11 protein-coding genes are annotated in these 12158 nt (G+C 62.6%); 8 read left to right on the forward strand and 3 right to left on the reverse strand.

Features of this window, described 5'->3' with window-relative positions:
- Positions 1 to 215: 215 nt before the first annotated feature.
- The 6 genes from BVC93_RS24700 to BVC93_RS24725 all read left to right on the forward strand — a co-directional run bounded on the left by BVC93_RS24700 (position 216) and on the right by BVC93_RS24725 (position 6955).
- Positions 216 to 1166, forward strand: coding sequence for a transporter substrate-binding domain-containing protein (locus BVC93_RS24700; RefSeq protein WP_192860093.1), 951 nt, complete (start codon positions 216 to 218; stop codon positions 1164 to 1166).
- Positions 1163 to 2005, forward strand: a complete 843-nt coding sequence (locus tag BVC93_RS24705; protein WP_236950105.1) for an amino acid ABC transporter permease — start codon at positions 1163 to 1165, stop codon at positions 2003 to 2005. Before BVC93_RS24700 ends, BVC93_RS24705 begins: the two co-directional genes overlap by 4 nt.
- A 229-nt stretch (positions 2006 to 2234) precedes the next feature.
- Positions 2235 to 2987 (forward strand): amino acid ABC transporter ATP-binding protein, encoded by a 753-nt coding sequence (locus BVC93_RS24710; RefSeq protein ID WP_083741311.1) that lies wholly within the window; start codon positions 2235 to 2237, stop codon positions 2985 to 2987.
- A 121-nt stretch (positions 2988 to 3108) separates the two neighbouring features.
- Positions 3109 to 4176: a zinc-binding dehydrogenase gene (locus tag BVC93_RS24715; protein ID WP_083739747.1), complete on the forward strand. Its 1068-nt coding sequence runs from the start codon at positions 3109 to 3111 to the stop codon at positions 4174 to 4176.
- Between the two features lie 329 nt (positions 4177 to 4505).
- A complete protein-coding gene (locus tag BVC93_RS24720) occupies positions 4506 to 5609 on the forward strand; it encodes a phosphotransferase (protein ID WP_083739748.1) in 1104 nt (367 codons plus the stop codon).
- Between the two features lie 32 nt (positions 5610 to 5641).
- Positions 5642 to 6955 (forward strand): aspartate aminotransferase family protein, encoded by a 1314-nt coding sequence (locus BVC93_RS24725; RefSeq protein ID WP_083741312.1) that lies wholly within the window; start codon positions 5642 to 5644, stop codon positions 6953 to 6955.
- 25 nt (positions 6956 to 6980) lie between these two features.
- Here BVC93_RS24725 and BVC93_RS24730 read toward each other — a convergent pair whose 3' ends face one another.
- Complete coding sequence (locus BVC93_RS24730) at positions 6981 to 7670, reverse strand: GntR family transcriptional regulator (protein WP_192860094.1); 690 nt, start codon at positions 7668 to 7670, stop codon at positions 6981 to 6983.
- A 180-nt stretch (positions 7671 to 7850) separates the two neighbouring features.
- Here BVC93_RS24730 and BVC93_RS24735 point away from each other — a divergent pair, with 180 nt between their 5' ends.
- Complete coding sequence (locus BVC93_RS24735; RefSeq protein ID WP_236950107.1) at positions 7851 to 8597, forward strand: haloacid dehalogenase type II; 747 nt, start codon at positions 7851 to 7853, stop codon at positions 8595 to 8597.
- Positions 8598 to 9059: 462 nt separating this feature from the next.
- Here BVC93_RS24735 and BVC93_RS24740 read toward each other — a convergent pair whose 3' ends face one another.
- A complete protein-coding gene (locus BVC93_RS24740) occupies positions 9060 to 9611 on the reverse strand; it encodes a YaeQ family protein (RefSeq protein WP_083739750.1) in 552 nt (183 codons plus the stop codon).
- 160 nt (positions 9612 to 9771) lie between these two features.
- Here BVC93_RS24740 and BVC93_RS24745 point away from each other — a divergent pair, with 160 nt between their 5' ends.
- A complete protein-coding gene (locus tag BVC93_RS24745; RefSeq protein ID WP_083739751.1) occupies positions 9772 to 11262 on the forward strand; it encodes a diguanylate cyclase domain-containing protein in 1491 nt (496 codons plus the stop codon).
- A 57-nt stretch (positions 11263 to 11319) separates the two neighbouring features.
- Here BVC93_RS24745 and surE read toward each other — a convergent pair whose 3' ends face one another.
- Positions 11320 to 12156 carry a 5'/3'-nucleotidase SurE gene (surE, locus tag BVC93_RS24750; RefSeq protein WP_192860095.1) on the reverse strand — a complete coding sequence of 279 codons (837 nt, stop codon included), beginning with the start codon at positions 12154 to 12156 and terminating at the stop codon, positions 11320 to 11322.
- Positions 12157 to 12158: the final 2 nt, after the last annotated feature.

The raw sequence follows: 12158 nt of genomic DNA on the forward strand, positions 1-12158 counted from the left end.
CGGCCACTGCCTGGTTCGCTTGCTCGGTCGGGGATGTCGCGAGTGTTTCGCTGCCGCAGGCGTCATGGGCACGCATGACGGTCCTGTTACGAGTCACTCCACTGGCCACGGATCGGTTGCGAGGGTCTTCTGCATGGGTTAGAACTGTTCTACAACTCAACAGTACGGCGAAAATGAGCAGTCTATTGAGGTACACCCCCAAAAGGAGCCAGAGCATGAAGAGAGCCACCGGGCCTCGCAACCGCATCGTCGGCGCAATCGCTGCTGTCACACTTGTGTCGGTCGTGACTGCATGCGGTGGCTCCACTGGGGACACCGCTGCCAGCAGCGCACCCTCGGAGAAGATCCAGGAGATCGCCGATCTCGTGCCGCCGTCGATAGCGGAGACCGGCACGCTGAAGATTGCCGCCGCCGCGTATGCACCGGCAGTCATCGCACCCTTGTCCGGATCCTCGATGCCCACCGGATTCGACGCCGACATGGCCACCGCCGTAGCGGGGATACTCGGCCTCAAGCCCGAGTACTCGATGATCCCGTTCGACGGCATCATCACTGGTCTACAGGCCCAGCGTTACGACCTCGCGGTCGGCGACATCGGTATCAACGACGAGCGACTCGAGACCGTCTCTTTCGTCCTCAATCACACCACCCGCGACCTTCTGGTGGTCCCCCCGGCCAGTACGCTGCCCGCCTCGATCAGCACGGAGGTGGAAGCGTGTGGACTCACCGTCGGCGCGGTGCGTGGATCCCAGGAGGCCGCGGTGCTCGACAAGATTCAGGCGGCGTGCGAAGCTGCCGGCAAGACCTTCACGGCCAAGACGTTCCAAGACCAGGCGACTGTGAATCTCGCTGTGCAGCAAGGTCGTATCGATGCCAACCTCACAGATGAGGGTACTGCTGGCCTTCTCGTCGAGCAGTCGCCCGATGAGTTCAAGGCGGTCGAAGTGGGCTTTGTTCCGTTGTTGCCGACAGGCTTTGCTCTTCCCAACAACGACAACACCGCTGCGATGACGGAAGCCATTTCCGAGGCCCTCGATCATCTGATCGAGTCCGGTGACTACGCCGAGATCACAGGCAAGTACTTCAAAGACGGCGACAAGGGCCAGGTGGAGGCAGCCGAGGTGTACTCGCGCATCGTGGACGGCGCGAAGAAGACCACCAAGTGAGTGTCTCCACGAGATCAATCGGCACGCGCCGCAACGCACACGAGCGGTTGCCGATCGATCAGCTTCCGCCCACCGAGGTGGTGCCCCTGAAGCACCCATTCAGGATCGCGTCGGCCGCTGTGGTGTTGCTCATTGGCGCATTGGGCCTGCACTCGGTGGTCACCAACGACAACTTCCAGTGGGGCCGCGTGTGGTTCTACCTCTTCGATCCACAGATCTTGTCCGGCTTACGGTCGACCTTGATCCTGACGGTGTGCTCTATGTCGATGGGTCTGGTTCTTGGGGTCATCCTCGCCGTCTTCCGCGTGTCGAAGAACCGTGTGTTGTCCTACCTGGCGGGCCTGTATCTGTGGTTCTTCCGCGGGACGCCTCTGCTCATCCAGCTCATCTTCTGGTTCAACTTCGCAGCGTTGTATCCTCGGCTCAGTATTGGTATACCGTTCGGCGGGCCAGAGTTCATCGGGGGCAGCACCAACGAAGTCCTCACGGTGTGGGTCGTCGCGCTTCTCGCCCTCAGCCTCAATGAGGCTGCCTATATGGCCGAGATCATCCGTGGCGGATTGCTCGCGGTGCCAAGTCAGCAGACCGAAGCCGCGCAAGCCCTTGGCATGAGTCAAACGCTGGTGTTCCGCCGCATCATCCTGCCGCAGGCCCTGCGTGTGATCATCCCCCGACGGGCAACCAGGTCATCGGAATGCTCAAGTACAGCTCGCTGGTCAGCATCATTGCGCTTACCGACCTGCTCTACTCGGCGCAGCTCATCTACTCGCAGAACTTCGAAACGATTCCGCTGCTCATCGTGGTGTCGATTTGGTACTTGTTGTGTACCAGCGTCCTGACGGTCGCTCAACGGCGCATCGAGCGGTACTACGGCCGTAGCGCGACTGGCGCACCCGTTCCGAAGCTGGCCAAGCCGGGTCGTCCCCAGAACCGCGTCACGGCTGCGGAGGCTCCGGCGTGATCAACAGTCTGCGCCCAAGCGCCACCACGACGATCGAGAGCCTCGATGTGCCTCGCATAGGAGTAGACGACGTGCCCGACTCGCCCTCCGGCAACGCCGGCGACGTCATCGTCCGAATCATCGATCTGAAGAAGAGTTTCAGCGGACTGGAGGTGCTCAAGGGGGTCAATCTCGAAGTCAATCGAGGAGAAGTGGTCTGCATTCTGGGCCGGTCAGGTTCGGGTAAGAGCACTTTGCTGCGTTGCATCAATCACCTTGAGCGACCCAACGCCGGCGCCGTCGTCGTTGATGGATTCGTCATGGGATACCGCGCCCGGCGGGGCAAACTGCACGAGATGCGGTCGCGTGACACCGCCGAGCAGCGCCAATCAGTCGGCATGGTGTTCCAGTCGTTCAACCTGTTTCCCCACATGACGGTGATGGAGAATCTCATCGAGGCCCCTCGCAAGGTGCAGCGTCGGGGGCGGAGCGAGCTCGTCGCGGAGGCACGTTCACTGCTCGCCGACGTCGGCCTCTCCGACAAGGAGAACGCCTATCCAAGCACGCTGTCGGGCGGGCAGCAGCAGCGGGTGGCCATTTCACGCGCGTTGATGATGAAACCGTCGGTGATGCTGTTCGACGAGCCGACGTCGGCGCTTGATCCCGAGCTCGTCGGGGAGGTGCTGGAAGCGATGAAACGGCTCGCCGCGACCGGCATGACGATGATCGTCGTCACCCACGAGGTCGGCTTCGCCCGCCACGTATCGGACCGAGTCATCTTCATGGCTGACGGGGTTGTCGTCGAGGACGGCCCCCCGTCCCGGGTGATCGACAATCCCCAAATGCCAGAAACCCGAACCTTCTTGAGCACCATTCTCTAGCCGTATTCGACGACGCCCCGCCCCGCTTCGTGGCTGCACCGGCCTGTTCGGCCAAGCCAGTGTTGCGACCGCGGGCCACCGACGTGCGCACACCACCGGTTCGAACGACCCAAGGATGCCAGTGAAGACCGTCCATATCCGCGGAGCACATGACGTTCGTGTGGAGAACGGTGCTGCTCCCACGTTGTTGACAGGCCCGAGTGCCAGCGGCCGTGACGCACTCGTTCGCGTCGTGGCCTCCTGCGTGTGCGGCTCCGATCTGTGGACCTACCGCGGCTTTCGTCCGCCCGCCCACGACCGCGGCATGGGGCACGAATTCGTCGGCATCGTCGAGCAAGTCGGTGCCAGTGTCCGCACGGTCTGCCCGGGAGACTTCGTCATCGCGCCGTTCTACATCGCCGATGGCACGTGCGTGCTTTGTCGCGCCGGGTTTTCCGCTCATTGCCTGCATGGCAGCCTTTGGGGCGCAGACATCGAGAACGAAGGCGCTTCCGCTGGTACCCAAACAGAGCTTGTTCGGGTGCCGCTGGCGGACGGGACGTTGTTTCCCGTGCCCGCCGATGCGGTGAACGACGATCTTCTCCCCGGACTGCTAACCCTGTCCGACGTGATGGGCACCGGTCACCACGCCGCGATCTGCGCGGGAGTGACGCCCGGATCCACCGTCGCCGTCGTGGGGGATGGGGCAGTGGGTTTGTGCGCGATCATCGCGGCCAAGCGACTCGGGGCCGAGCGCATCGTGGCGATGTCGCGCCATCCCAACCGGCAGGCGTTGGCCGCCAAATTCGGCGCCACCGACATCATCCCCGAGCGCGGGGACGACGGTATCGCACGGCTGAAGGACATGTTCGAGGGCGTCGGCCCGCAGTTCGCCTTGGAGTGCGTTGGGACGAAAGAGTCGATGTCGCAGGCGATTCGAGCGGTTCGGCCGGGCGGCAACGTCGGCTTCGTCGGCGTGCCCGTCACCGGTGGAGAAATCTCGGTGCGCGAACTGTTCGTGTCCAATGTCGGCATCCGTGGCGGTATTGCCACGGTCCGCGACTACATGGCCGAACTCCTGCCCGAGGTGCTCGACGGACGCATCGAACCCGGACGCGTCTTCGATCAGGAGCTACCGCTGACCGAGGCTCCACGGGCCTACGCCCTGATGGACCAACGTCAGGCCATCAAGGTCATGCTGCGAGCGTGAGACGGCCAGTTGTTCGTCGGACTTGTGGCGTGTCTGCGGCAAATGTCAACTGCTCCAGAACCCCTATGGATTCGACGCCGACGGTCTTCGGCAAATTCGATCGCTCCTGCTCGACAGGGACTACGTGGTTCAGTGGATTCTTTGATTGCCGTACGCGGGCAACGTTGTTCGCCGACGACAAGTCGATTGCTGAAGCTGCAAGTCGTGTCGGCACTCGCGGATGAGCGGCCTTGCCGAGTCATAGGAATGAGGTACTGTTCATCTGTGGAACAATCGAGCAGAAATGCGCGGTCACTATTTGGTGGTCCTAGCTGCCCTCAGTCGTGCGAATGATTGAAGACACCACATTCGGCGAGATCGTCAGCGAGTCCGGGATCGGCGCCTCGGACCGCCCCTCCATGGAGATGACCGTCGTGTCGAGCCTGTTGGCCGTGCACTTTGGGTTGATGGGAAGAATCGAACGAATTGCGACCGAGAAAGACGACACGTTCCGTCTTCGGGCACCCAGCGGCGATTTCCTGGTCAAGATCTCACCGCCGGATGAGGACCCGGACATCGTTTCACTGCAGACGGCCGCTGTGCTTCATTTGGAGGCGCATGCGCCCGACCTCCCCATCCAGCGCCTGGTGAGAACCCTCGAGGGACGCGAAAGCGTCCTGCTGCCGAAGCGCGACGGTCGTTTTCCACGGGTGATGCGTGTTTTGGAGTTCATGCAGGGTCAGCTACTCGCCGACGTGAGCCCCTCGCCTGTCCAGCTCGAAGATGTCGGCGCGATGCTGGCACGGGTCACCCAGGCACTAACGACCTTCGATCACCCGAGGGCAGAACGCCGCCTGATCTGGGATCTGCAGAACTTCACACAAATGCGCGTGATGTGCGACTACGTCCCCGACCCCGACCACCGTTCGGCGGCCGAACAGGTCTTCGACCGATTCGACGCTTTCGTCACCCCAGTGCTGTCGAGGCTGCCCAAACAAGTTGTCCACGGCGACTTCAGCCCCCACAACGTCGTGGTGGACATGGCGTCGACGAACGTCGTCAGCGGCGTCATCGACTTCGGCGATGTCGTGAGGTCGGCAGTCGTCTTCGACGTGAGCGTGCCGATGGCAAATCAATTGGGTGTCGATGCGTCGTCACCGTGGAGTCGTCCCCTCGATCTGCTGCGCGGCTACTTACGCGCGACGGCGTTGAGTGAGATCGAGATCGAAGTGCTTGCCGACAGCACTCCGGCACGTCTTTTATTGCGCGCATTGGTGGCGGCGTGGCAAGCCGAGCGATCACCCGACCGTCACCGTTATCTGCTGACCCATGCCACGCACGACTGGGCGCGCTTGCAGGGGGGCCTCACCGTCCCGCGAAACCGCGTCGTCGAGGAACTGCACCAGCTCGCCACATCCGTGCGGGACAAGTCTGAAGGAGTGAGGAACGCGTGACATCACACCGCTTGGCGGCGCCCGTACGCACCATGATCAACGGGTTCAACCCCGCCACCACCGGCGACCTGCCGCCGAAGATGCGTGAAAAGGTGCAGCGGCGCGACAACGTTCTAGGACCCGGCTACCGGCTCTTCTACGAAGAGCCGGTAGAAATCGTCCGCGGTAGGGGAGCTCACCTGTTCGACGCCGACGGGGTCGATTACCTCGACGTCTACAACAACGTTCCCGCAGTCGGACATTGCCACCCCAGGGTCGTCGAGGCGGTGAGTCGGCAGGCGGCAACCCTCAACACCAACACGCGGTATGTCCAGGATTCCCTGGCGGCTTACTCCGAACGCTTGCTTGCAACCTTCCCGCCGGAGCTGGACCGCGTCACATTCGCCTGCACCGGTAGCGAGGCCAACGATCTCGCAATGCGAGTGGCCCGTTACGCCACCGGTCAGGAAGGTGTGATCGTCACCTCGAACGCGTATCACGGCCTTACGGCCCAAATTGCGGCGATGTCACCATCGCTGGGCGCCGGCTCCCCGCTGGGTCCCCACGTTCGGGTCATCGACCCCCCTGATGCGCTCCGGTTCGGTGAGGATGACATCGCGTCGCACATGCGCACCCAGGTCCGAGCAGCGGTTGCTGACCTGCAGCGGCACGGATTCGGCATCGCCGCCTTCATCGCCGACAGCATCTTCTCCAGCGATGGCATCTTCGCCGATCCGCGTGGCGTGCTCGCTCCGATAATCGAGGAGATCCACAGTGTCGGGGGACTCTACATAGCCGATGAGGTCCAACCTGGATTCGTCCGCACAGGCGACAACTGGTGGGGGTTTCAACGACATGGGATCGTTCCCGACATCGTGACCCTGGGCAAGCCCATGGGTAATGGCATCCCCATTTCGGCGGCTGTGTTCCGTGGTGGGGTCACTGAAGAGTTCGGCGCAAACATCAGATACTTCAACACTTTCGGTGGAAACTCCGTCTCGATCGCCGCCGCGGCGGCTGTCCTCGATGTCATCGAGGACGAGCAACTCGCCGCGCACTCCCGCGCCGTCGGAGAGCTGCTGCGCAGCGGCTTGCAAGATCTGCTGGGTGGCTCTGACCGTGTTGCCGAGGTGCGCGGAGCGGGACTGTTCATCGGTGTCGACCTCGTCGTCGGCGGCGGCTCACTCGTCCCGGACGGGGAGCTTGCAGCAAGGATCGTCAACGAGATGCGCGCCCGTCATGTCTTGATCTCAGCGAGCGGCGCGGAGGGCAACGTACTGAAGGTACGCCCACCTATGGCATTCGATCGCGCCGACGCCGATCGATTCCTCACGACCGTCGCCGACGTCGGCAACCTGGTGCTCTGATACCGGGCTGGGTGGCCAAACCAGATCAGCCGGTCGCCTGTGCTGACCGCCGGATCTGCATGGATTGGCGAACGAGGTCGCGGTTTTCATTGATGATCGCCGCGATCTTGTTCTCCGCCACCGCCGCGTCGCGACTCTCGAGTGCCTCGACGATCGAAATGTGCTCCTGCTCGATCCCACTGACGTCCTCGTACTCGTGCTGATCGATGGAGAGCACCAGAAGGAAGTATCGCAATTGTGTACTCAAGTGCTTGTACACCCCACTGAGATAGGCGTTGCCGAGCAAATCGATCACCGTCTGATGGAGAGCAAGATCGGCCTCGACGATCCGGGTGGGGTCATGCGAGCCCAGCACCTCGCGGAAGTCCTCCAGGGCGCGTTTCACGGCGGACAAGTCCGTCTCCGGTCCGACAGCCCGGGCGGCGAGGCACTCCAGGTGGAGTCGAGCCGCATAGAGGTCCAAGATCTCCTCATCGGAGGGATCCCAGACGGCCATGCCGCGGCGCTGATGCTGACGGATCAATCCGCCGGCCTCCAACAGGCGAACGGCCTCACGAACTGTGTTGCGGGAGATGCCGAGCGACGTCGACATCGTGCTCTCGTTGATGCGTTCGCCTGGGAGCAGGGCACCGCTCAGAATCATGTCTCGAATACCGTCGGCGACCTGCTGGGACGTGGTGACGTGAGACAAGGTCACGAAGTCGGCAGCTTCCACGTGCCCCACTGTATAACTATGGAGCCCGCGGGCGCTAACACTGTGCATTCTGACGCTGCCCTGGCCCCGGGAAGTCCGCAACTGAATTCCCGCTTGCATCATCGATTGTCTAACTGTAGAACAGATGAACGGGTCGCCGACGGTGTCGGCCTCGATTCAGTGGACTACACGGAGGCACGCATGACCGCCCAACAAACAGCCCCTATCAACCTGCTCAACTACGACGCGCTCAGTTTCGACTGCTACGGCACGTTGATCGACTGGGAGACCGGGATTCGCGCCACCCTCGAACCATGGGCTTCGAAGGCTGGGCTCGACATGACGGGCGAGGACCTTCTGCTGGCATACGCGGACTGCGAGGCGACGGCTGAGCGTGAGACGCCAACGGCGCTGTACCCAGAAATCCTTGCGAACAGCTTTCGACGCCTGGGCACAGTCTTGAACACGCCGGTGACAGACGAGGAGGCACAGCGTTTCGGAGCCTCCGTCGGCGACTGGCCCGCATTCCCTGACTCTCACGAGGCCTTGGTGTCGCTCGCGGAGACGTACCAGCTGATAATCCTGTCCAACGTCGACCGAGCGTCGTTCGCGGCGAGCAACGCTCGACTGGACGTCGACTTCGACTTGATCCTGACTGCACAGGATATTGGCTCCTACAAGCCGAGTCCTCGCAACTTCGAGCACCTCCTTGAGGCCGCAGGCGAACGAAACATTGCCCCCGAGCGAGTGCTGGTCGTCGCGCAGAGCCTTTTCCACGATCACGTTCCCGCCAAAGCGGCTGGGCTGGACTCGGTTTGGATTAACCGCCGCCACGATAACGAAGGCTGGGGAGCTACCCCGCCGCCTCCCGCGCCCGTGACGCCGGACCTGGAGTTCCCGTCCATGCAGGCTTTCGCGGACGCCGTGAAAGTCGCCAAGTCTGCCTAGACGTCCTCACTCAGGTGGAGGTGTCGCGTGCCGCGGGTTCGATGTCGATGAGAGTGCGCCGGGCGCTCCTGGGATGTCCAGTGTTGCTGATCAGGACTTCGGGTGCGGTGCGCCGCATGGTGGCCGGCTGCAGCCGCCGCAACCCTGCGTCCGGATCGGGGACGACAACGGTGGAACCGCTGGTGGGGCAACGGGTTCGGCGGCAGTTGTCGGTGGCGCCCTGTTCACGGGATCACCCCCCGTCGGCCACGACTGGGGGTGAACCGTTCATCAGGGATCTACTGGATCTCCGAGTGAGTCGCGGCGTTCACCTCACCGCACCAGGGCTGCGGCGTCAGCGGGCTTCGGTCAACAGAGTCACGTCCAGACCGTCCTGGGCGTATCCGCACACGTTGTCCTCGATGCGCTTCGACTGCGGGTCATCTCAGACAGCCTTCGCCCCAGAGGCCGCTGTAAATGATGTCACTTCAATCCCTCCGGCGCGAAGGTGACGTCGACGTTGCCCACAGTCATCGTGACCTGACCTTCGATCACCATCACGTGCGCCGAGACCCTTCGGTCGACACTCTGGGCCAGTTGCTGCACTTGCGCGTGCGGTATCTGCACCACCGACAGGTTCGATATCCCCGCGACTTTGGGTCCCACGGTGCGCCACCAAGTGGCTACGCCGGCGGCGAAGGGGAACAGCAGCACCTGGTCGGCCTGGCTGGCCGCCTTGCCCAAGGCGCGCTCATCGGGCTGGCCGACGTTGATCCACTCCAGGATCCGGCCCGTGTAGTCCGCCAGCCGCAAGTCCGGTACGCCAGGGGTGGACAGTCCCGCCCCGAACGCCAACTCGCCGTCGACGTCGCTGAGCCGGTGTGCGCGCAACCCAAAAGCCAACAAGCGCACCACCATCCGCTCATCGGTCTCGCTGGGATGACGGGCAACTGTCAGAGTGTGATCAGCGTAGTAACCGTGATCGACATCGGCGACGCCGAGATCGACTTTGAACACTGTTGCTGAAAGGGCCACGTCCTAGTGTCCACCCTGGTGGTGTTCTCCGAGGAGTCGGGTCGCCTCGAGCGCTGAGTTTGGGTGGCAGGAATCAACACATCGGGCAAGCCAACTGAATTCGAAGCACGGGTGTCGGTGAACGTCGCTGTTCAGGGCGTACGTACTGCCAGAATGAGACATGGCCCAGGTGAGTCTTGATCGCAGTACCTTGGAGCGGTTGATGGGCATCATCCAACAACTGGGGATCGGCGCAGATCTCGACGATATTCTCGAGCAGATCTGCGTCGCGGTAGTGGACATCATCGGATTCCAAGCTGTCGCCATCAATGTTGTGACCGGATCCGGGGAACTCCGGGTTCGTACCGTCCTGGGTCCGCCGGAGTTGGAGAGTCTGGTTGGCGGCACTTTGTCTCAGGAAGGCTGGCTGTCGCTGCTGGACGACAGCGAGCCGTGGGGGGAGCTCCGCTTCCGTAGGTCGCCAGAGTTGGATGAGTCGGTCCCTCACGTCGATCCGTGGCAGCAGCGCTTGGCTGCCCACCCGCCCAGCAGTGTGCCCGCCGAGGTTGAGCCGTGGCGGCCGGAGTTTGCGCTGCTGGTTCCGCTGTGGCGCAGTGGCCACCTACGGGACCTCCTGGGTGTGATCAGTGTGGATCTTCCCAGATCGGGACTCACCCCCGATTTTCAACAGCGTGCCCTTCTGGAATTGTTCGGAAAACAGGCCGCCGCAGCCATCTCACGCGTTCATGCCTTCGATCTGGCCACTGACAAAGCTAATCTGTACCGGGAAGCCTTTGTCGCATCACCGGCGCCGATGTTGGTGCTCGACTCGGACTTGTGTGTCACCGACGCCAACACCGCGTTCACGGACATGTCCGACGCCATCTCCGACGAGGTTCTCGGTCACTCGATCGCCGACCTCGTTGCCTTGCATGACTTCAACCAGACCAAGGCGTCCCTGCAAACCCTCGGTATCCACGACGAGGCCCTCGTGGCCGACGAGTGCGCACTGCTCCACCCCCGAGGCCACGCCTGGGATCGGTGGGTTCAGGTGCAGGCACGCCGAGTAGACAGTGGTGAATCTGGGCGACACTATGTGTGTCTCATTGCCGATCGAACCAATGTGCGCCAGTCGATGAACGCGCTACGGCAGCGCGCCGACTACGACCAACTGACAGGGTTGTACCTGCGTGCGGTGGGGATGGACCACCTCAATGCCTGGTGCCTTTCAGTGGGGGAGGACCTCGCACAGCAGGACCCCCAGACCTCACTGGCCGTGCTGTACTGCGATCTGGACAACTTCAAGCATGTCAACGACACCGACGGGCACCGGGCGGGCGACGACGTGCTCGTGGAGGTCGCGCATCGGTTGCGGCAGTTCACCGATCCGAGCGATATCGTATGCCGTTGGGGTGGTGACGAATTCGTGCTCATCGTCAGGCGCCGCGGCATGAAGGCCATCGTTGACCTCGCCCATCGACTCGTTGCCGCAGTGCAGGCGTTGGCGGCGGCGGCCGCTACCGGCACAGCTACGAGGATCCTCGCCCTGTCCATCGGTATTGCCGAGTTCACCCCTCCCGCTGACCCGGCCGCCGTGCTGGAAGCCGCTGACGGTGCCCTCTATCGAGCCAAGAACGATGCGCATCAACGGGTTCACCTGCACACGCAGTGATACTCCAGGCCGGTCGACCAAGGGCTTCCGGTGGATGCCCACTCCGCCTTCACCTGATTAGGAATACTCGAGGTGGAGATCAAGAGGCAATGAGCTGTAGTGCTTCTGGTGAAGGTCCAGAGCGTCGTGGAGACCGCCGAGAACCGACAATGCGGTGATGGTGGCGTGGCCGCACAACAATTCGGCAAAGTCGCTTCCCCGCTGTGCCAGGGCTTCCGGTTCGACGGCCCACATATCTGCGTGATAGCGACCGGGAGTGAGCGCCCGGGTCTCGACTCGCGCGCCGGTCCAGTCGCGGCGACCGACCGAGCACAGGACTACCCGACTGGAGTCATCGGAGTGGGGCAGGTTCAGGTTGAGCAGTCCGCCTGTGGGTAGTTCGTTCCGAAGAACCCAATGTACCAGTGTTACAACATAACCGATATGAGGGAAGGAATCGGGCGCACTGGCCAGGAACGGGATGTCGGGTTCGGATCCGTGTTGAGAGACCGCTATGGCAGGCACTCCCAGCAGCGCGGCTTCTGCGGCGGCGCCGACTGTGCCCGAGTAGTGGATGTCGTCGCCGGCATTGGCCCCGTGGTTTATTCCGGATACGACGAGATCGAAGTCGGGCAACAGATCAGCCAGGATTGCGGCGCGCACACAGTCGACCGGGCTACCCGAACACGACCACGACGTCTCGGGAAGGGGGATCGCACGGCGAGTGAGACGCAACGGCACAGCAGATGTGTGGACAGAATGACTTCGACCACTGTGGTTTCTGTCGGGAGCGAGCACTGTGACTTGGCATCCAGAACGTGTCAATGCCTCGGCCAGCAGGGCGAGTCCGCCTGCGTCGTATCCGTCGTCATTGGTCAGCAGTATCTTCGGGGCAGCACCGATGCGAGCGGTCACGT

The sequence above is a fragment of the Mycobacterium sp. MS1601 genome (genome assembly GCF_001984215.1).
Lineage (GTDB): Bacteria > Actinomycetota > Actinomycetes > Mycobacteriales > Mycobacteriaceae > Mycobacterium.

What these genes read in the sequence shown, in the direction of transcription:
- BVC93_RS24700 (WP_192860093.1), top strand. Translation starts at nt 216, where the DNA reads ATGAAGAGAGCCACCGGGCCTCGCAACCGCATCGTCGGCGCAATCGCT.
- BVC93_RS24720 (WP_083739748.1), top strand. Translation starts at nt 4,506, where the DNA reads ATGATTGAAGACACCACATTCGGCGAGATCGTCAGCGAGTCCGGGATC.
- BVC93_RS24725 (WP_083741312.1), top strand. Translation starts at nt 5,642, where the DNA reads ATGATCAACGGGTTCAACCCCGCCACCACCGGCGACCTGCCGCCGAAG.
- BVC93_RS24735 (WP_236950107.1), top strand. Translation starts at nt 7,851, where the DNA reads ATGACCGCCCAACAAACAGCCCCTATCAACCTGCTCAACTACGACGCG.
- BVC93_RS24745 (WP_083739751.1), top strand. Translation starts at nt 9,772, where the DNA reads ATGGCCCAGGTGAGTCTTGATCGCAGTACCTTGGAGCGGTTGATGGGC.